This window comes from Saccharothrix obliqua (assembly GCF_019375475.1).
GTDB classification, from domain to species: Bacteria; Actinomycetota; Actinomycetes; order Mycobacteriales; family Pseudonocardiaceae; genus Actinosynnema; species Actinosynnema obliqua.
Map to the genome: position 1 here is coordinate 223943 of NZ_JAHXGQ010000006.1, position 19008 is coordinate 242950.

22 protein-coding genes are annotated in these 19008 nt (G+C 72.0%); 16 read left to right on the forward strand and 6 right to left on the reverse strand.

Annotation, left to right across the window (positions count from 1 at the left end; genetic code table 11):
• The first annotated feature begins 5 nt into the window (after positions 1-5).
• Positions 6-1121 (forward strand): GAF domain-containing sensor histidine kinase, encoded by a 1116-nt coding sequence (locus tag KZQ38_RS20565; protein WP_372452264.1) that lies wholly within the window; start codon positions 6-8, stop codon positions 1119-1121.
• A 149-nt stretch (positions 1122-1270) separates the two neighbouring features.
• On the opposite strand, the gene KZQ38_RS20570 is transcribed toward KZQ38_RS20565, so the two are convergent.
• The gene (locus tag KZQ38_RS20570) at positions 1271-1894 is read right to left on the reverse strand and encodes a response regulator (protein WP_219443756.1); all 624 of its coding nucleotides are present in this window, start codon (positions 1892-1894) and stop codon (positions 1271-1273) included.
• A 61-nt stretch (positions 1895-1955) separates the two neighbouring features.
• On the opposite strand from KZQ38_RS20570, the gene KZQ38_RS20575 reads away from it, so the two are divergent.
• Positions 1956-2438, forward strand: a complete 483-nt coding sequence (locus tag KZQ38_RS20575) for a GNAT family N-acetyltransferase (protein WP_219443757.1) — start codon at positions 1956-1958, stop codon at positions 2436-2438.
• A 73-nt stretch (positions 2439-2511) separates the two neighbouring features.
• Here the strand turns inward: KZQ38_RS20575 and KZQ38_RS20580 are convergent, their stop codons facing one another.
• On the reverse strand, positions 2512-3123 hold the full coding sequence (locus tag KZQ38_RS20580; protein ID WP_219443758.1) for a macro domain-containing protein: 612 nt from the start codon (positions 3121-3123) through the stop codon (positions 2512-2514).
• Positions 3124-3226: 103 nt separating this feature from the next.
• On the opposite strand from KZQ38_RS20580, the gene pheA reads away from it, so the two are divergent.
• Both pheA and KZQ38_RS20590 read left to right on the forward strand, forming a co-directional pair.
• Positions 3227-4120, forward strand: coding sequence for a prephenate dehydratase (pheA, locus tag KZQ38_RS20585; protein ID WP_219443759.1), 894 nt, complete (start codon positions 3227-3229; stop codon positions 4118-4120).
• The gene (locus KZQ38_RS20590; RefSeq protein ID WP_219443760.1) at positions 4117-4737 is read left to right on the forward strand and encodes a histidine phosphatase family protein; all 621 of its coding nucleotides are present in this window, start codon (positions 4117-4119) and stop codon (positions 4735-4737) included. Before pheA ends, KZQ38_RS20590 begins: the two co-directional genes overlap by 4 nt.
• 266 nt (positions 4738-5003) lie before the next feature.
• On the opposite strand, the gene KZQ38_RS20595 is transcribed toward KZQ38_RS20590, so the two are convergent.
• Positions 5004-5354, reverse strand: coding sequence for a metallopeptidase family protein (locus KZQ38_RS20595; protein WP_219443761.1), 351 nt, complete (start codon positions 5352-5354; stop codon positions 5004-5006).
• A 4-nt stretch (positions 5355-5358) separates the two neighbouring features.
• Positions 5359-6390, reverse strand: coding sequence for a septum formation family protein (locus KZQ38_RS20600; protein WP_257901818.1), 1032 nt, complete (start codon positions 6388-6390; stop codon positions 5359-5361).
• A 159-nt stretch (positions 6391-6549) separates the two neighbouring features.
• Here KZQ38_RS20600 and KZQ38_RS37180 point away from each other — a divergent pair, with 159 nt between their 5' ends.
• The 10 genes from KZQ38_RS37180 (at position 6550) to KZQ38_RS20650 (ending at position 15910) form a co-directional block, all read left to right on the forward strand.
• Complete coding sequence (locus KZQ38_RS37180; RefSeq protein WP_308258503.1) at positions 6550-7527, forward strand: hypothetical protein; 978 nt, start codon at positions 6550-6552, stop codon at positions 7525-7527.
• Positions 7528-8691 (forward strand): glutathionylspermidine synthase family protein, encoded by a 1164-nt coding sequence (locus tag KZQ38_RS20610; protein WP_219443762.1) that lies wholly within the window; start codon positions 7528-7530, stop codon positions 8689-8691.
• A 14-nt stretch (positions 8692-8705) separates the two neighbouring features.
• Positions 8706-9152 carry a DUF350 domain-containing protein gene (locus tag KZQ38_RS20615; RefSeq protein ID WP_308258522.1) on the forward strand — a complete coding sequence of 149 codons (447 nt, stop codon included), beginning with the start codon at positions 8706-8708 and terminating at the stop codon, positions 9150-9152.
• A 61-nt stretch (positions 9153-9213) separates the two neighbouring features.
• Positions 9214-10464 carry a serine--tRNA ligase gene (serS, locus tag KZQ38_RS20620; RefSeq protein WP_219443764.1) on the forward strand — a complete coding sequence of 417 codons (1251 nt, stop codon included), beginning with the start codon at positions 9214-9216 and terminating at the stop codon, positions 10462-10464.
• Positions 10465-10558: 94 nt separating this feature from the next.
• Positions 10559-11257, forward strand: coding sequence for an acyl-ACP--UDP-N-acetylglucosamine O-acyltransferase family protein (locus KZQ38_RS20625; protein WP_219443765.1), 699 nt, complete (start codon positions 10559-10561; stop codon positions 11255-11257).
• A 24-nt stretch (positions 11258-11281) separates the two neighbouring features.
• Positions 11282-11521: an acyl carrier protein gene (locus KZQ38_RS20630; RefSeq protein WP_219443766.1), complete on the forward strand. Its 240-nt coding sequence runs from the start codon at positions 11282-11284 to the stop codon at positions 11519-11521.
• Positions 11514-12248 (forward strand): SDR family NAD(P)-dependent oxidoreductase, encoded by a 735-nt coding sequence (locus tag KZQ38_RS20635; protein ID WP_219443767.1) that lies wholly within the window; start codon positions 11514-11516, stop codon positions 12246-12248. Before KZQ38_RS20630 ends, KZQ38_RS20635 begins: the two co-directional genes overlap by 8 nt.
• Entirely contained in the window at positions 12245-13621 is a 1377-nt protein-coding gene (locus KZQ38_RS20640) for an AMP-binding protein (protein ID WP_219443768.1), read from the forward strand. Before KZQ38_RS20635 ends, KZQ38_RS20640 begins: the two co-directional genes overlap by 4 nt.
• Positions 13622-13649: 28 nt before the next feature.
• Complete coding sequence (locus tag KZQ38_RS20645) at positions 13650-14696, forward strand: LuxE/PaaK family acyltransferase (RefSeq protein ID WP_219443769.1); 1047 nt, start codon at positions 13650-13652, stop codon at positions 14694-14696.
• Positions 14693-15910: an acyl-CoA reductase gene (locus KZQ38_RS20650; protein WP_219443770.1), complete on the forward strand. Its 1218-nt coding sequence runs from the start codon at positions 14693-14695 to the stop codon at positions 15908-15910. The genes KZQ38_RS20645 and KZQ38_RS20650 overlap by 4 nt, the downstream gene beginning before the upstream one ends.
• Here the strand turns inward: KZQ38_RS20650 and KZQ38_RS20655 are convergent.
• Positions 15882-16214, reverse strand: coding sequence for a hypothetical protein (locus tag KZQ38_RS20655; RefSeq protein ID WP_219443771.1), 333 nt, complete (start codon positions 16212-16214; stop codon positions 15882-15884). The genes KZQ38_RS20650 and KZQ38_RS20655 overlap by 29 nt on opposite strands.
• Before the next feature lie 184 nt (positions 16215-16398).
• Between KZQ38_RS20655 and KZQ38_RS20660 the strand changes: the two genes are divergently transcribed.
• Both KZQ38_RS20660 and KZQ38_RS20665 read left to right on the forward strand, forming a co-directional pair.
• Positions 16399-17283: a helix-turn-helix domain-containing protein gene (locus KZQ38_RS20660; protein ID WP_219443772.1), complete on the forward strand. Its 885-nt coding sequence runs from the start codon at positions 16399-16401 to the stop codon at positions 17281-17283.
• The gene (locus KZQ38_RS20665; protein WP_372452265.1) at positions 17280-17519 is read left to right on the forward strand and encodes a DUF397 domain-containing protein; all 240 of its coding nucleotides are present in this window, start codon (positions 17280-17282) and stop codon (positions 17517-17519) included. Before KZQ38_RS20660 ends, KZQ38_RS20665 begins: the two co-directional genes overlap by 4 nt.
• Positions 17520-17849: 330 nt before the next feature.
• Here KZQ38_RS20665 and KZQ38_RS20670 read toward each other — a convergent pair whose 3' ends face one another.
• Positions 17850-18947, reverse strand: a complete 1098-nt coding sequence (locus KZQ38_RS20670; RefSeq protein WP_219443773.1) for a UDP-N-acetylglucosamine 2-epimerase — start codon at positions 18945-18947, stop codon at positions 17850-17852.
• Between the last annotated feature and the right edge of the window lie 61 nt (positions 18948-19008).

The following is a 19008-nucleotide window of genomic DNA, read 5'->3' on the forward strand; positions in this document are numbered from 1 at the left end:
CGGTCGTGGACCCCGCCCTGGTGCTCGCCGCCTCGACCGAGATCACCGCCGCCGCCCTGGCTGGCGACGACCCGGACGCCGTGCTGCCGCTGGTGGTGCGGCGGGCCGTGGCGCTCGCCGAGGCCGACCTTGGCCTGGCCATGGTGACCGGTGACGACGGCACGCTGACCGTGGAGGCGTCCTCCGGCGACGATGACCCGGTGGGGATCGTGTTGTCCAGCCGGTCCTCGGCGGCCCGTGCGGCGCGCACCGGCGTGCCCGTGGTGGCCGACGACGTCACGACCGACCCGCGCACCGCGCCGTTCGTGCCCAAGGCGTTGCGCGGGTACGGGCCGTTCGCCGTCGCGCCGTTCGGGACCAAGGAGCGGCGGATCGGGGCGTTGGCCGTGTACCGGCGCAAGGGCGCGGTGCCGTTCGCCGGTGGGACCGTGGACGTGCTCGCGGCGTTCGCGGCGCAGGCCGGGTTGGCGGTGGTGCTCGCCGAGGGTTCGACGGCGCGGCAGCGGATCGCGGTTTACGAGGAGCGCGAGCGGATCGCCCGCGACCTGCACGACGTGATCATCCAGCGGCTGTACGCGACGGGGGTGCAGTTGGAGCTGCTGAACCGGCGGCTGCGGTTGGAGGGTCGGGAGGCGGAGCGGCTCGCCGGTGTGGTGGACCAGCTCGACCAGACGATGGCGGAGGTGCGGGCCACGGTGCGGGCGTTGCGCAGTGCCGATCCCGGTCGTCCCGGTGATGCCGACCTGCGTGGTTCGGTGGTGGCGGAGGCGCGTACGGCGGGGGAGCTGCTGGGGTTCGAGCCGGAGGTGCGGGTGGACGGCGACCTGGCCGACGTGCCGCCCGAGTTGGCCGATCACGCGCGGGCCGCGTTGCGGGAGGCGTTGTCGAACGTGGTCCGCCACTCCGGTGCGAGCCACGTCGAGATCGGGGTGGTGCGGGACGCGGGACGGCTGCTGCTGCGGGTCGCGGACGACGGGTGCGGCATCCCGCGTGGTGTGGCGCGGCGGGGGTTGCGGCACCTGGAGGAACGCGCGCTGGCCGCGGGTGGCGGGTGCGAGGTGTCGTCGTCGCCACGCACCGGGACCACGATCAGCTGGCACGTGCCGCTGCGTTCCGGCTGAGCGGCGCCCCGGCGGCTGCCGGTGGGGCGGCTGACTGCGGGCGGCGGACTACGAGCGGTGGGCCGCGGGCCGCAGGGCCGGGGCCGACCGGCCGTGGGTGCGGGCCACCGGGCGGGCGCGAGGCGGGCGCGGGGCCGGGGCGGGGAGCTTCAGCGTGAGCGGCGGGCTACCCAGGCTGCGGCTTGGGTGCGGCGTTCCATGCCCAGTTTCGCGAGGACCGAGGTCACGTAGTTCTTCACCGTCTTCTCGGCCAGGAACAACCGCTCCGCGATCTGGCGGTTCGTCATGCCCTCGCCGATCAGGTCCAGCACGCGCCGCTCCTGGTCGGTCAACGCGTCCAGCACGTCCACCTCCGGCGGGCGGCGCATGCGGTCCAGCACCCGGGCCGTGGTCTGCGGGTCCAGCAACGACCGGCCGGCCGCGACCTCCCGCACCGCCACCACCAGGTCCTGCCCCCGCACCTGCTTGAGCAGGTACCCCGCCGCACCCGCGGCGATCGCGCCGACCAACGCCTCCTCGTCGTCGAAAGCGGTCAGCACCAGGCAGCGCACACCCAAACCGCGGAGCCTGCCGCACAGCTCGACCCCGGTGCCGTCGGGCAGCCGGACGTCCACCACCGCCACGTCCGGCGACGTCGCGGTGGCGCGGACGAACGCCTCGTCCACCCCGCCCGCCTCGGCGACCACGGTGATGTCGTCCTCGTCGTCGAGCAGTTCCCGCAGACCCCTGCGGACCACTTCGTGGTCGTCGACCAGCAACACGCGCACGGGCACGAACCAACCATAGGTCGAATGCCGGTACCGCGATCAAGCGGACGCCAAGACAGTGCAAGGCATGCTCGTACGCGTGATCGAGGAAGCCGACCGGATCGTCGTCGGGCGACTGGTCCTCGAACTGTGGGGCGCGCACACCGCGGTCGCCCACGGACAGGTCTTCTTCCCGGCCAGCCTGCCGGGGTTCCTGGTGGAACACCAGGACCAGGTCGTCGGACTGCTCACCTACGCCACGTCCGAGGGCCTGATGGAGATCGTGACGATCGACGCGCTCCGAAGAGGCCGGGGTGTGGGCAGCTCGCTGGTCGACGCGGCCGTGCAACGCGCACGGCAGCTCGGCTGCTCCCGCATCCGGCTCACCACGACCAACGACAACCTCGACGCCCTGCGCTTCTACCAGCGGCGGGGGTTCCGGCTCACCGCGTTGCGCCCGGACGCGGTCCGCGAGTCCCGCCGGCTGAAACCGGAGATCCCCTCGGTCGGCGAGTACGGCATACCCATCACCGACGAACTGGACCTCGAACGGTGGATCGCGCCGCGCTAGCCGCGCTCCCCAGGTTGTCCACAGGCGTTGTGGTAGTTGTCCACAAGGCTGTGCACAACCTGTGTGACGAGGCTCACTTGCGGGGCAGTGGGCTGAACACCTCGTCCCACGCGGCGGCCACCTGGCGTGCGCACGTCTCCGGCGCGACCCCACCGACACCCGTGCCCAGGCCCGGCATCGCGATCGTGCGCACCACGTCCCGCACCCGCCTGCCGTCGTCCAGCCGGCCGTCCCGCCAGAGCCTCAGCACCGCCCGCGCCGCCAGGTACGGGTGCACGGTGTCGGCCGGCAGCAGCTCACCCGGCAGGCGCATGGTCGGCGCGCTGATCAACCACTCCGGCTCGACCTCGCCGGTCGGCACGACCAGCGCCTCGCCCACCGGCAGCTCACCGCCGTGCAGGGCCAGGATCGCGCTGCGCACGTGTTCCTCGACCAACGGGAACGCACGGGCGTACACGGCGTCGATCCCGCCGCGCATCCAGCCCGAGGAGTTCGCGGGGCTCACCACGGCCTCGGCCACGATGTCGAGCACCGAGCCCCGGTGCACCTCGACACCGGGCCGGCCACCGGCGACACCGGACCACGCCGTCGCGAGCGGCTCGTCGACGGCGCACAGCACCAGACGGGGAACAGCAGCCGGAGCGTTGATCTCACCCTCCGTATCGGCGGACACACCCGCAAGCATTCCAGGACACCGGGGTCCGGTGGAACGGGGGCGGGCACCGTCCGGGCGGGTGATCCTCGCCTCAACGACGATCACCGGACGTGCTGCTCGTATCGTTGCGGCCGTGCTCGCCTACTTCGGACCGCAGGGAACCTTCACCGAGCAGGCCGCCCGCGCCTTCGCGGACGCGCGGGACCTCACGCCGTTCGACACCGTGCCCGCCGCCCTCGCCGCGACCAGGCGGGGCGAGGTGGACGCGGCGTGCGTGCCGGTGGAGAACTCCGTCGAGGGCGCGGTGCCCGCGACCATGGACGCGCTGACCGAGGGCGAACCCCTCGTCGCCGTCGCGGAGACCGTGCTGGACATCAGGTTCAGCATCCTGGTCCGCCCCGGCGCGGCGGAGCCGAAGACCATCGCGAGCCACCCGCACGCCCTCGCCCAGGTGCGGCACTGGGTGGCGGAGCACCTGCCCTCGGTCGACGTCGTCGCCACCACCTCCACCGCCGCCGCCGCGCGGGCCGTCCTCGCGGGTGAGTACGACGCCGCGGTGAGCGCGCCGGTGGCCGTCCACCACTACCCGCTGGAGGTCCTGGCGACCGACGTCGCCGACGTGCGCGACGCCAAGACCCGCTTCCTGCTGCTGCGCAGGCCCGGTCCGCTGCCCGAGCCCACCGGCCACGACCGGACCTCCGTCGTGGTGACGGCGACCGACCGCGTGGGCGCGTTGTCGGAGCTGCTGGCGGAGCTGGCGCTGCGGCGGATCAACCTGACCCGGATCGAGAGCAGGCCCACGAAGGGCGCGCTCGGCGAGTACCGGTTCTACATCGACCTGGACGGCCACGTCGCGGAACCCCGCGTCGGCGACGCGCTGGCCGCCCTGCGGCGGCACTGCCCCGACACGCGCTTCCTGGGCTCGTACCCGAAGGCGTCCGGCGGCGGTGACCGGGCGCGGGTCGACGACGATTTCGCGGCGGCGGCCGAGTGGCTGGCCGAGGTGCGGGGAGGGCGGCGCGCGTGAAGCTGATCCTGGTGCGGCACGGGGAGACCGCGTCCAACCTCAAGATGGCCCTGGACACGCGGCCACCGGGTCCGCCGCTGACGGAGGCGGGCGTGGCGCAGGCCGCGGCGCTGGCCGCCGACCTCGCGGCGACCGAGCGGGTGACCGCGGTGTACGCCAGCACGGCCGTGCGGGCACAGCAGACGGCCGCCCCCGTGGCCGCCGCGTTCGGCCTGGACGTCGAGGTGCTGGAGGGCGTGCACGAGATCTTCTGCGGCGACCTGGAGGGCCGGCACGACAAGGAGGCGTTCGAGCTGTTCCTCGTGGCCGTCCACGCGTGGACCGCGGGTGACCTGGACGCGACCATCCCGGGTGGCGAGAGCGGTCGGCAGGTGATCGACCGGTTCGTCGCGGCGGTCGGGAAGCAGGCCGCGCGGCACCGGCCCGACGAGACGGTCGTGCTGGTCAGCCACGGCGGCGCGATCCGGATGGGCGCGCTGGGCCTCGCGACGAACGTGCGGCCGGTGCTCGCCGAGACCGGCCTGCTGCCGAACACGGGCCGGGTCGTGCTGGAGGACGGGGAGGACGGCTGGGTGTGCACCTCGTGGACCGGGGTGGACCCGCTGCCCGGCCGCTAGGTCCTGATCCGCGGCCTCCCGAAACTTTCAGGGAGCCTGCCTGATAGATAGCGCCCCGCGAAACTTTCAGGGAGCCTGCCTGAAAGTTAGGGCTCTGCCCGGCCGGCGTGTGCGCTGTGGCGGCGGGGTGGTCCTGGAGGCTGCCGCCCCCGCGAAACTTTCAGGGAGCCTGCCTGATAATTAGGGCTCTGCCCGACCGGCGTGTCCGCTGTGCCGGCGGGGGCGGGCTGGGGCGCGCTTCGGCTTTGCGGACGGCTCCTCGCCGGTCAGCCCCAGCCCAGTTCGTGCAGCTTGGCGTCGTCGATGCCGAAGTGGTGGGCGATCTCGTGGATCACGGTGATCGCCACCTCCTCGACCACGTCGTCCTCCGTGCGGCAGATGTCGAGGATCGCCTCGCGGTAGATGGTGACCCGGTCCGGCAGGACGCCGCCGTAGTCCGACGTCCGCCTGGTCAGCGCGATCCCGTGGTACAGGCCGAGCAACCCGGGGTCGTCCGGGTGGCGGTCCTCGACCAGCACCACCACGTTGTTCATCGCCGCCGCGAACTCCGGCGGCACCAGGTCCAGGGCCTCGGACACCAGTTCCTCGAAGCGCTGTCTGGACATCTCCACCGGCACGGTCTCACCTCGGGGGCGACGGCTCGGTCGTCGTCGTGCCGGTGGGTTTCTCCGACGTCGACGTCGGCACCGAGCTGGTGTTCGACGGGGGGTTGGAGCTGGACGAGTGCAACGGCGCGCCGGTGGCCTCGTCCTGCTGCACGGCGGTCGTCTGCGGCGGGTTCGAGGTGGCCAGGGGCGGCGCGTTGGGGTTGCGCACGCTGCCCTCCCAGGCGGCGAGCCCGGTGTTGCCCGGCGGCGGGTTCGCGCCGACCTTGCAGTTCGCCCGGTGCGAGCCGGCGGCCCAGCTCTCGGGCGTCCGGTTGTCCCAGGTGACGATGAGGCCCTTGGCCTTGAAGTCCGCGCCGCCGCTGTACTCGGCGGCGATCCGGGTGCACTCCGCGGACAGCGTGTCGTCCTGCCGCTCCACGGGCGGGAACTCGCCGGCGGGCAGGGTGACCACGCCGACGATCTCGAACGTGTGCGGTTTCGCGCAGTCGACCGGGTCGCCGACGCCGTTCGCGTCCGTGATGCCGAGGCACACGCCCGGGTCGTAGACGTCGGACTGGTCCTGCGTGCGGGCGCTGCCGTACGCGGGCAGCATCCCGCCGGCCGGGCCGGTGACCTGGAGACCGCACCGGACCGTCCGCTCACCGGACGCCCACAGCCGCTCGCCGGGGTTCATCGGGCCCACGGTGTACTTGCCGGCGGGGTCGAGCCGACCGTTCAGGTAGTCCAGGGACGTCTTGGCGCAGTGCTCCTGGCTGATCTTCTGCCACTGCTCGTCGGTCGGGTACGGCGCCTGCGGCCCGAAGGCGGGCGCGATGTCGGCCACGCCCGTGACCTCGAACATGTGCTGCGCCGCGCAGTCGACCTTGACCACGTCGGAGAGGTTCTTCTTGGTCCAGTTGAGGCAGTCACCCGCCTGCGTGGTGTAAACAGGGTTCACCGGCTCCGCCGTCGTCGAGGCGAGGCCGCCCGCGCCCACCGGCCAGGAGGTGAAGGCACTCAGGCCGAGCAGGGCGAACGCGCCGACGAACGCGCCGATCATGACCATGTGGTCACCTCGGCGAAACCAACGGGCCGTCGCGGACATCTACACCATGATGCCTAAGCCGACGCCGGAACCAACCGGGCGGGTGGCGTGTGTTGCGTTTCGGGCACTCGTCACCCATTCGGCGGCCGATCTCTGTACCGTCCCCGCCGGGAGTGGCTGATGACTGAGAACGAGCGCAACGACCGCAACGACCACGGCGAGGGCCGCGACGAACCGACCGCCCGCCCGGAACGGGCGGCGGGTGGCGCGACGCCCCGGGATGTCACGCCCGGTAGTGACGCTGTGCCCGATGGTAGCGCTGCCCGCCCGGTGGGCGGAAGCCCCGCCCAACCGGCGGGTGGTCCGGCCGTGCCACCCGGTGAGAACCCGGGCACGTCGGCGGGCGCCGGCCAGGACCCGGCCGCGTCGGGAGGGGCTGGCCGGTCCGCGCCGGGAGGGGCGGTGCCGGCCGCGCCGGGAGGGGCGGTGCCGGCCGCGCCGGGAGGGGCGGTGCCGGCCGCGTCAGAAGGGGCGGACCCGGCCACGTCGGGAGAGGTGGGCCGGTCCGCGCCGGGAGGTGCGAAGCCCGCCCCGGCGAAGGGCGCCGGACCCGCCGCGCCGCCGCCGTACGTGCCGCCCAAGCGCGGTGCCGTCCGCCGCCAGGAGGCGGGTGTCACGCAGCCCCGGCCGCCGACGTTGGCCGAGCAGCGCGCCCGCGCCGAGGCCATCCAGCGGCAGCGGGACGAGGAGTTGGCCCTGGAGCAGGAGGCCGCCCGCAAGAAGAAGCTGCGCAAGCGGCTGCTGATCGGGGGTGGGGCCGCGGTCGGCGTGGCCGGCCTGGTCGCCATCTGGTACGCCGCCTCCAGCCCCGACGAGGTCGAGGCGCAGTGCACGCAGGACGGCGTCGTCGTGGAGGACCAATACTGCGACGAGAACTACGCGCGCACCCACGGCGGCCACGTCAGCGGTGGGTTCATCTACATCGGCGGCTCGTCGTACCGCTACCACTACGGCGGGTCGAGCGTCCCCGTCGGCCAGAAGGTCAGCGGCGGCAGCTACACGATCCCCAAGGGCTCGAACGTGACCACCAAGTCCGGCACGACCATCCAGCGCGGTGGGTTCGGCGTCACCGGCGGCAGCAAGAGCGGGGGTAGCTGAGTGCGTCGGGACACCTCCGCGCCGCGGCCGAACTGGCAGCGCACGGTCTCCGATCAGGGCCTCGTGTTCGGCTCGCCCGCCCGTGCCGCCGACGGCAGCCCCCGCCCGTACTGGGACGAGTCGGCGCACTACGTGTTCGACATGAGCGACGTGCTGTCCCTCGAAGCGGACGTCGAGCTGCTGCACAGCATGTGCCTGGAGGCCGTGGACAACGTGGTGCTCACCGAGCGCTACCGCGACTTCGGCATCCAGGAGTGGGTGTGGCCGGCGATCGCCGAGTCGTGGAAGCGCCGCGACCCGCACGTCTACGGGCGGTTCGACCTGCGTTACGACGCGCGCGGCCCGGCGAAGCTGCTGGAGTACAACGCCGACACCCCCACGTCGCTGCTGGAGGCGGCGGTCGTCCAGTGGAACTGGAAGACCGACGTGTTCCCCGACGACGACCAGTGGAACTCCATCCACGAGAAGCTGGTGGAGCGCTGGGCGGAGATCGGCGACCGGCTGCCGTCCAACGAGCTGCACTTCACCTGGTCCGCCGCCGACCCGTCCGGCGAGGACCACGTCACGGTCGCCTACCTCCAGGAGACCGCGGCCGAGGCGGGCATGAACACCGTCGGCCTGGCCATCGAGGAGATCGGCTGGGACTCGGCGCTCAACCGGTTCGTCGACCTCGAAGAGGCCCCGATGGGCACGGTCGTGAAGCTCTACCCCTGGGAATGGGTGGTGGAGGAGCAGTTCGGCCGGTTCGCCGTGCAGAGCCAGCCCGGCACCCTGTGGGTCGAGCCGCTGTGGAAGATGCTGCTGTCCAACAAGGCGTTGCTCGCGGTGCTCTGGGAGATGTACCCCGGCCACCCGAACCTGCTGCCCGCCTACCTGGACGACCCGGGCCTGCTCACCGAGTACGTGCGCAAGCCCCGGCTGGGCCGGGAGGGCGCGAACATCCAGATCGTGGCGCCGGGCTACGAGACGCAGACCGGCGGCGTGTACGGCAAAGAGGGTTTCGTCTACCAGCTGTTCGACCCGCTGCCCGAGTTCGACGGCTACCGGCCCGCGCTGGGCGCGTGGGTGGTCGGCGACACGGCGGCCGGGCTCGGCATCCGCGAGACGGTCGGCCTGGTGACCGACGACGGCGCGGCGTTCGTCCCGCATCGGATTGTCGAATGAATGGAGTGGCAGTGATCGAACTCGCGTTGGACCCGGGCTTCGGCTCGCGGATCGGCCAGGGCATCGGCGCGATCGCCCTGTACGCGATCGTCGGCCTGGTGCTGATGGTCGTCGGCTTCTACGCCATCGACTTCACCACGCCCGGCAAGCTGTCGGCGCTGGTGCGGTCGGGCGCCCCGAACGCCGTCATCGTCACGGCCGCGGGCCTGGTCAGCATGGCGATGATCGTCGTGGTGGCGATCTACAACGCGGCCGGCAAGCTGGAGGAGGGCCTGCTGATGGCCCTGATCTTCGGGTTCGTCGGCATCATCGTGCAGGTGATCGCGGTGCGGTTGCTGGAGTGGGTCACGCGCCTGGACATCGGCCGGCTGATCGAGTCCGAGGTGTTCGCGCCGGCGAGCGTCGTGGTGGCCAGCGCGCACGTCGCGCTCGGTCTCGTGGTCGCCGTGGCGATCAGCTAGCGCGACCCGGTGCCGGAACGCACGCGCGCGCCCGGGGGTGCGATGAGTACCCTTTCCCCTCGTGATTGACCTCAGGGCTCTGCGCGAAAACCCGGAAGCCGTCCGCGCGTCGCAACGTGCGCGTGGCGAGGACGAAGCCGTGGTCGACGCGCTGCTGTCCGCCGACGAGCGCCGGCGCGCGGCCGTGGCCCGCGCCGACGCCCTGCGCGGCGAGCAGAAGGCGTTCGGCAAGCAGGTCGGCCGGGCACGCGGCGAGGAGCGCGAGGCGCTGCTCGCCAAGGGCAAGGAGCTGGCCGCCGAGGTCAAGGCGGCCGAGGCCGAGCAGTCGCGGGCCGAGGCCGAGCTGGACGAGCTGCACCGGGCCGTGCCCAACGTGGTCCACCCGGACGCACCGCACGGCGGCGAGGACGACTTCGCCGTGCTCAAGCACGTGGGCACGCCGCGCGAGTTCGACTTCACGCCGCTGGACCACCTGGACCTGGGCACCCGGCTCGGCGGCATCGACATGGAGCGCGGCGCGAAGGTGTCGGGCTCGCGGTTCTACTTCCTCACCGGCGTGCTGGCGCAGCTTGAGCTGGCGCTGCTCAACATGGCCGTCGCGCAGGCCACCCGCGCGGGCTTCACGCTGATGATCACGCCGACCCTGGTGCGGCCGGAGATCATGGCGGGCACGGGCTTCCTCGGCGCGCACGCGAGCGAGGTCTACCGCCTGCGGGACGACGACCTGTACCTCGTCGGCACGTCGGAGGTGCCGCTCGCGGGCTACCACGCGGACGAGATCCTGGACGGCGACCGCCGCTACGCGGGCTGGTCGGCGTGCTACCGCCGCGAAGCCGGGACGTACGGCAAGGACACCCGCGGCATCATCCGCGTCCACCAGTTCAACAAGGTCGAGATGTTCTCCTACGTGCGGCCCGAGGACGCGGAGGCCGAGCACGCGCGCCTGCTGGCGTGGGAGGAGGAGATGCTCGCCAAGATCGAGGTGCCCTACCGGGTGATCGACACGGCGGCGGGCGACCTGGGCACGTCGGCGGCGCGCAAGTTCGACTGCGAGGCGTGGATCCCGACCCAGGGCGTGTACCGGGAGCTGACCTCCACGTCGAACTGCACCACGTTCCAGGCCCGCCGGCTCAACGTCCGCTACCGGGACGACAACGGCAAGCCGCAGATCGCCGCCACGCTCAACGGCACGCTGGCCACCACCCGCTGGATCGTCGCGATCCTGGAGAACCACCAGCGGGCGGACGGCTCGGTCGCGGTGCCCGAGGCGTTGCGCCCGTTCCTCGGCCTGGACGTGCTCCAGCCCGCCTGAGAACCCCTCCGGTACAGTGGTGCACCGACCCTCGTCGGTGCGTAACCGCTGGTGACGTGGGTGACACACATCATCCACGGGGCAGGGACAGCAGGTGGCGAACCGCATTCACCGGACCGCGATCATCGGCGCGGGGGTCGAACTCGGCGACGACAACGTGATCGGTCCGTACACGGTGATCGCGGGCCCGGCCCGGATCGGCGACGGCAACTACATCGGGCCGCACGTGAGCATCGGCGGCCCGCCGGAGTACCTGGGCGCGGACCACCTCGCGGGCTGGGACGACGAGGTCGGCGGCCCCGGCGTGGTGATCGGCGACCGCAACCGCGTGCGCGAGTTCGTCACGGTCAACCAGGGCGTGACCGAGCCGACCAGGATCGGCGACGATTGCTACCTGATGGGCCGCGCGCACATCGCCCACGACTGCCGCGTGGACGACGGCGTGGTGGTCACCAGCGCGGTGCAGGTCGCGGGCCACTGCCACGTGTGGTCGGGCGCGAACCTCGGCCTGGGCACGGTGGTGCACCAGCGCACCACCATCGGACCGGGCGCGATGGTCGGCATGGGCTCGGCGGTGCGCAAGGAGGTCGGCGCGTTCACCATCACGGTGGGCAACCCGGCCCGCACCACCGGCGTCAACACCATCGGCCTCCAGCGGCGCGGCTGCTCGGAGGAATCCATCGCCGCCCTGACGGGTTTCCTCACCGGGAAGGACCCCGAGCCGCCCGGCGACCTGCCGGACGAGCTGGCCGCGCTGCTCGAGGCGTGGGCCGCGCGCGGCGCGGGGCACTGAACCAGACCAGAGATTGAGAGCAGCATGTCGCTTAACGACCGCCTCCGCTCCGTTTTCACCGAAGCGCTCCAGCTCGACGCCGACGCGGACGTGGAGAACCTGAAGTACCGCGACATCGATGCGTGGGACTCGGTCGGCCACATGGCGCTGGTCGCGGCCATCGAGGACGAGTTCGACGTGCAGTTCGAGACCGAGCAGGTCATCGACCTGAGCAGCTTCAAGGTCGCGGTCGACATGCTGCGGGGCTTCGGCGTCGGTGAGTAGCTTCGACGGCAGGGTCGCGGTCGTCACCGGCGGCACGCGCGGCATCGGGCACGCGACGGCCGCCGCGCTGGTGGCGGCGGGCGCGACCGTGGTGATCACCGGCCGCGACGGCGCGGTGGCGGCGGAGCGGGCCGCGGCGCTCGGGCCCGCGGCGTCCGGCGTGGCGCTGGACGTGACGGACTCGGCCGCGGTGAAGGACGTGTTCAAGGCCGTCGCCAAGGAGCACGGCCGGCTCGACGTGCTGGTGGCGAGCGCGGGCGTGCTGGAGGGCGGCCTCATCGGGATGCTCACCGACGACCACATCGCGGGCACGCTCGCGACGAACGTCGCGGGGACCATCAACTGCGTGCAGGCGGCGGCGCGGGTCATGATGCGCAAGCGGACCGGCTCGATCGTGCTGCTCGGTTCCGTGGTCGGCGAACGCGGCAACGCGGGCCAGACCGTGTACGCGGCGTCCAAGGCGGCGTTGTCCGCGACCGCGAAGTCGGCGGCCAAGGAGCTGGGCAGGCACGGCATCCGGGTGAACGCCGTCGCGCCGGGCGTGATCCGCACCGACCTGATCGCGGACCAGTCCGCCGAGGTGCTGGCGGGCATCGAGCGGGACACGGCGCTGGGCAGGCTCGGCACGGCCGAGGAGGTGGCCGCCGTCATCCGGTTCCTGGTCGGCGACGAGGCGTCGTTCGTCACCGGGCAGGTGCTGGGCGTCGACGGGGGTCTGGTGCTGTGACGTCGCTGGTGCACCCCGGGGCCCGGCTGCGGGACGCGGCGACCGGTGAGCTGGTCGGCGGCGCGGAGCTGGCCGAGCGGGTGGCGCGGGTCGCCGAGTCGTACGCGGACCTGCCGCCCGGCGTGCTGTTCCTGCGGGTCGGGCTGGACGTGCCGAGCGTGCTGGCGTACCTGGGCGCGTTCCAGGCCGGTCGCGCGGTGGCGTTGCTCGACCCGGCGCAGGACCGCGCCGTGCTGGACGACCTGGTGACGCGGTTCCGGCCGGCGGCGGTCGTCGGCGGGCCGCCGGGCGCCGCGCCGGGGTACACCGACGACTGGGTGCGCGTGGACGCCGGCGGCGTCGTGCCGCACCCCGACCTGGCGGTGCTCCTGCCGACCAGCGGTTCCACCGGCAACCCCAAGTTCGTGCGGTTGTCGCGGGCGGCGGTGCTCGCCAACGCGGACGCCATCGCCGAGGTGCTGGACATCGGACCCGACGAGGTCGCGCCGACGACGTTGCCGCTGCACTACAGCTACGGGATGTCGGTGCTCAACAGCCACCTGCGCCGCGGCGCGACGGTGCTGCTGGAGGGCTCGGGCGTGGTGGCGCGGCCGTTCTGGGACGCGGTCGTCGAGCACGGCGCCACGTCGCTGGCCGGGGTGCCGTACCACTACGAGATGCTGCGGCGGCTGCGGTTCGACCCGGCCAAGTACCCCACGCTGCGCACGCTGACGCAGGCGGGCGGCAAGCTGCGCACCGAGCTGGTGAGCGAGTTCAACGCGAAGATGACGGCCGTGGGCGGCCGGATGTTCGTGATGTACGGGCAGACCGAGGCCGCGCCCCGGATGGCCACCGTGCCCGCGGCGCGGCTGGCGGACAAGCCCGGCTCGGCCGGCCTGGCGCTGCCCGGCGGGTCGTTCGCGGTGCGGACCGGTGACGGCGCGGAGACCACCGCGCCGGGCGTCGTGGGCGAGATCGTCTACCGGGGCCCGAACGTGATGATGGGCTACGCCGAGTCGGAGGCGGAGCTGGCGCTGCCCGACGGGCTCGGCGGCGTGTTGGTGACCGGCGACCTGGGGTACCTGGACGACGAGGGCTACCTGTACGTCACCGGCCGGCTGAAGCGGATCGGGAAGGTGTTCGGCAACCGGGTCAGCCTGGACGACCTGGAGCAGCTCGTGAAGCACCTGGGCGCGGCGGCGGCGGTGCCCGCGGGCGACAAGGTCGTGGTGTGGTTGGACGGCGCGTCGGCGGACGACTGCAAGGCGGCGGCCAGGGCGTTGGCAGCGGCTTTGCACATGCACATAACGGGTTTCGACGTGCGGCCCGTCGCCGGGTTCCCGCTGCTGCCCAGCGGGAAGATCGACTACCGGGCGCTGGAGGCGCGGGTATGACCGCCTCACGCGCCGTGGAGGCACAGGCATGAGCGTTTTCGCCCGACCGCAGGCCGAGCGGGAAGCCGCGTTGCTGGCGGAGCTGACCGAGCTGACCGCGCACCACCGGGCGCGCTGCGCGCCGTACGACCGCGTCCTGTCGTCGCTCGGCACGCCGGCGGAGTTCGGGTCGTTGGCGGACCTGCCGTGGCTGCCCGTGCGGATGTTCAAGACGCACGACCTGAAGAGCATCCCGGACGACGAGGTGTTCAAGGTGCTGACGTCGTCGGGCACGACGGGCGCCGGCGCGTCACGCATCTACCTGGACAAGGACGCCGCCGCCGAGCAGCCGCGCCAGCTCGGCGCGACCCTGCGCGAGGTGCTGGGCGGCAAGCGGCTGCCGATGCTGATGGTCGACACCGTCGGGATCATCAAGAACCGGCGGTCGTTCTCGGCACGCGGCGCGGGTGTGCTGGGCATGGCGAACTTCGGGCGCGCCCACGTGTACGCGCTGGACGAGCAGGACCGGCCGGACGTGGCGGCGGTGAAGGGCTTCCTGGAGAAGCACGGCCACGAGCCGTTCCTCATCTTCGGCTTCACGTTCATGGTGTGGCAGTACCTGTACGAGGTGGCGCGCGAGCACTCGCTGGACCTGTCCAACGGCATCCTCGTGCACTCCGGCGGGTGGAAGAAGCTGGTCGACATCGCGGTGGACAACGCGGAGTTCCGGCGGCGGTTCGCCGAGGACACCGGGCTCACCCGCATCCACAACTACTACGGGATGATCGAGCAGATCGGCACCGTGTTCCTGGAAGGCCCCTCGGGGAACTCGTTGTACTGCCCCGATTTCGCGGACGTCATCATCCGCAACCCGGACACGTGGGAGGAGCAGCCCGTGGGCGAGCCGGGGGTGATCCAGGTGCTGTCCACGCTGCCCCGGTCGTACCCGGGCCACGTGCTGCTGACCGAGGATTTGGGTGTCGTGCACGGCGTGGACGACGGCGACTGGCCGGGCAAGCGGTTCTCGGTGCTCGGGCGGCTGCCCCGCGCCGAGGCGCGCGGCTGCTCGGACACGTTCGCGGGAGCCGCGTCGTGAGCGCGTTGCGGCGGCGGTTCCCCGCCGGGCCGGACGTGTCCGCGGCCGAGTTGCTGGGTGGTCTCGGCGACGACCCGCTGCGCGTCGGTGACGAGCGGGTCGTGGACTTCCTGGTGGCGTTCGCCCGCAAGCTGCTCGCGCCCGCCGTCGCGCGGCGGTACCCGGAGCTGGCCTCGCTCGGGTTCTTCCTGCGGCGTGGCGAGATCACGAAGGCGCTGGCCGCGCCGGAGCGGCCGGGTGTGCTGCGGTTCCCGCGCGGCCTGGTCTTCCACGTGCCGCCGGCGAACGTGGACACGATCTTCGTGTACTCGTGGGCGTTGTCCGCGTTGGCCGGCAACCGGAACGTGGTGCGCATCTCGCCGCGGTCGGCGGGTGCGGCGGAGGCCGTGGTCGACGCGTTGAACGAGGCGCTGGCGTCGGCCGACCCGGTGGTGGCGCGCACCCAGGCGATGATCACCTACGACCGGGACGACGCGGTCACGGCCGCGTTGTCGGCGGCCTGCGACCTGCGGGTCATCTGGGGTGGCGACCGGGCCGTGGCGGAGGTGCGCAAGCACCCGCTGGCGCCGCACGCGCGTGACGTCACGTTCCCCGACCGCGCGTCGTTCGCGGCCATCTCGGTGGCCGGCTGGGAGGCGGCGTCCGCCGACCGCCGCCGCGACGTGGTCGTGGGCTTCTACAACGACGCCTACTGGTTCGACCAGGCCGCGTGCGCCTCGCCGCGCGCGTTGTTCTGGGTCGGTGACGCCGGGCGCGCGCGGCACGCGCGGGACGAGTTCCTGGCGGTGCTGGACGAGGTGCTGGCGGGCAAGGGCGTCGTGGTGGACCCGGCGATGGCCGTGCAGAAGCGCGTGTCGGCGTACGGCGTGGCGGCGGACGGGCACGCGACGGCGATCCGGTTCTCCGGCAACGCCGTCGCGACGCTCGACCTGACCTCGCCCGCCGACGTCCCCCGTGAGTGGTTGGGCGCCGGCACGTTCCCGCTGGCGACGCTGTCGTCGTTGGCCGACCTGGTGCCGTTGGTGCGGCGGAAGGACCAGACGCTGTCCGTGTTCGGCTTCTCGGGTGAGGAGCTGGAGGCGCTGGCGGTGTCCCTGGCGGGCCGCGGCATCGACCGCATCGTGCCGTTCGGGTCGGCGTTGACGTTCTCCGGGTTGTGGGACGGGTACGACCTGATGGCCGAGTTCACGCGCCTGGTGACGGTGAGCGGCTGAGCCACGTGCTCGACAGCCACACGAGTCGTGGCGTGTCGTCCTCGTCGTCCTGGAAGTAGGCCAGGGCGTTCTCCGGCGTTTGCAGGTGCGCGCGGAAGTCGCCTGCCGTGGACACGATCTCGGCGTGGTCGTGGAAGGCCATGCCGTAGGCCGCGATGTGGCCGTCGTGGCGGTGCCCGTGCTCGACGGCCACGGCGAACAGGCGCGGGGCGTCGTCGGTGGCCAGTCCTTCCAGGAACGCGGTGAAGCCGGCCTCGTCCCAGAGCGGTTCGGGGTCGTGGTCGATGGGTGCGCAATCCGGCATCGCTTCGCCTCTCGTGTGATCGCTGCGCGTGGCCTGGACGGGCGACGCGGTATGTTGTGTGCTCGCTACACTTGTCCTTTGATCAGTACGTGCCCAGCTTGGGTGGAAACTTTCGGGCGGCGCAAGTTCCGCGCTGGAAGTCGCGCCTGTTTCACCCGGTCGGGCGAGGCGGTGAGGGGTAGTGGTGACCGAGGAGAACGTGCCGCCGAACGTGCGGAAGCGGTTGGCCGCCGAGTTGAAGGCGCTGCGTGGTGAGCGGCGGCAGGAGGACGTGGTCCGGGCGCTGCTGGAGATCCCGGGCAGCGGGAGTTGGTCGGCGTCGAAGTTGAGCAAGGTCGAGAACAACCAGGCGCGGGTGCAGCCCGACGAGGTCGAGGACCTCCTCGCGGTGTTCGGCGTTCGGGATGAGGAATTGCTGTCCCGTCTGAAGTTGTGGGCGAAGGCGGCTCGGCGTAAGGGGCGTTGGCAGCAACACGGGCGGGATCTGCCCGAGAGCATCCGCGATTTCGTGGAATACGAGGAACTTGCTTCGGTTCAGCGGGTTTGGGAACCGCTCCTCGTGCCTGCGATGTGTCAGACCGCGGGCTATGCCGCCTCGGTGATCCTCGGGCTTGAGCGGAGCATCACCGAGGAGGAGTTGCAGCGCCGCGTCGATGCGCGGCTCAGGCGTCAGGTGGTCCTCGACCGCGAAGACCCCCAGGAGCTGTGGGTGCTGCTGGACGAGCGCGTGCTGCGAGGCGTGGTCGGGCCACGTGAAGTCCGGGTTGAACAGCTCCACCATCTAGTGAACCTGGCTGCTCGGGACAACGTGACGCTCCAGGTCGTCGCGGCCGGTGCCGGCCCTCATCCGGGGTTGACCGGTTGGTTCTCACTGATGGAATTTCCCGACGATTCGGCTGACATCGCGTACACGGATGGCGTATACGGCAGCCTGTATCTGGAGGACCCCGAAGACGTTCGCGGCTGTACGCTCGTCTTCGGGCATCTGCTCGGGATAGCCCTCACGACGACGGAGTCGGTCGCACTGATCCACCGCGTGATCGGCGAACTCACCCAAGAGCCTCAGTGACCAAGGACGGAAGGTGGCTCGACATGATCGGTCCTGACTTCTCCGCTGCCACGTGGCGCAAGAGCACCCGGAGCGGAGCCAGCAACGGGGGCGGCGGCACCCATTGCGTAGAGGTCGCCCACGCCGGGAGTTTTGTCGGTGTTCGCGACTCGAAGCACCCGGCTGCCGGGTTTGCCGTGGCCGGTGCGACGTTCGACCGGTTCCTGGCGTTGGTGAAGAACGACGCGGTGGTGTAAAAGCGTTTCCCCGTATGGCCTGCGCGCCGGCGCAGGCCATACGGCGGTCACTCCCAGCCCGACCCCGCTCGGCCAACCGGTGTCGCTGCTCGTGAAGCCCGCGCGTACTGGAGGACCCCGCGCGCCCGTGGCCTCGCGCTCCACCCCCACCGCTTCGCACTACCCGGGCCGGTGCGCGCAGTCCGCCGCCGCGAGGTGAGTCGCGGCCTCGCGGTCAGGAGGGCGTGCGCGTCCAGCGCGGAGTCCTCGGCCCGCTCCAGCATGATTCGGGCCTGCTCGGCCTCCTGTGCCGCGACTTCCCCGAGCGACGCCCCGTGGCCGCCCGTCCCGTCAGCAGTAGCCGAGTTGGGAGAGGGTGTCGACGACGACCTTGCTGGGGTGGAACTGGTCCATGCGGTTGGGGAGGCGGTAGTCCTCGTAGTTGTCGAGGAAGGAGCGGAGCTTGTCGCCGTTCATGCCGGTCAGCAGGAGGGTGGTGCCGGGGCCGTGGTTGTCCTCGGTGCGCTCGCGGTGGATGGCGCAGGGGACGCCGAGGTAGTTGCACTCGGCCTGGAGGCCGCCGGAGTCGGTGACGACGAACTTGGCCCTGGCCATGATCGGCAGGAAGGCCAGGTAGCGGAGCTTGGGCTTGAGGATGAAGCGCTCGTTGTCGAACAGGTGGCCCAGGCCGTACTGCTTGATCCGGTCCTGCTCGGGGGGTCCGGCGAGGTAGAGGATGGGCATCCGCTCGCTCGCCGCGCGCAGCAGCTCCAGGGCCTCGCGGTACTTGTCCGCCCTCGACACCAGCTCGAACCGGTGGAGGGTGGCCAGGCCGAACTCCTCGGGCAGCGGGAACGTCGGGTCCGCGTCGATGGCCAGGCGCATGGCGTCGATGGCCGTGTTGGCGCCGGTGTTGACGACCGCGCCACGGGCGTTCCGGAGGTTGTTCACCTCCTTGGCCGTGGGCGCGAAGTGCAGGTCCACGATCTTCGCCGCGAGCTTCCGGTTCAGCTCCTCGGGCAGCGGCGACAGGAGGCTGCCGGAACGCGCGCCCGCCTCGACGTGCGCCACCCGCGACTTGAGGATGCGCTTGCCGATCAACGCGCCGTACGGCGTGGTGAACGTGTCACCGTGCACGATGACCAGCGGCGGGCGGCCGTCGTCGGTCAGGATCGATCGCAGCTCGGCACGCCGGGTCCACGCGTTGCGCAGCACCGCGGCGGCCCAGCCGGGCACCTGCGCGGGGCGCTCGATGTGCACGGCCTGCTCCTTCGGCACCAACCACACGGCGGGCTCCGGCAGGCGGAGGTCGGCCAGCGTCTCGGCGACGTGGTCGACGTGCTGTGCGGTGAACCAGATCTGCGGTTTCGTGCCCCGGTCGGAGATGGCGTGGAACACCGGAGCGATCTTGATCAGTTCCGCGGTGGTGCCGAGGATGAAGGAGATCACGACGGGCAAGGATACCGGGGCACGCGCGCGGCCCCGGTGCCCGTCCGGTGAGGGCGGTCCG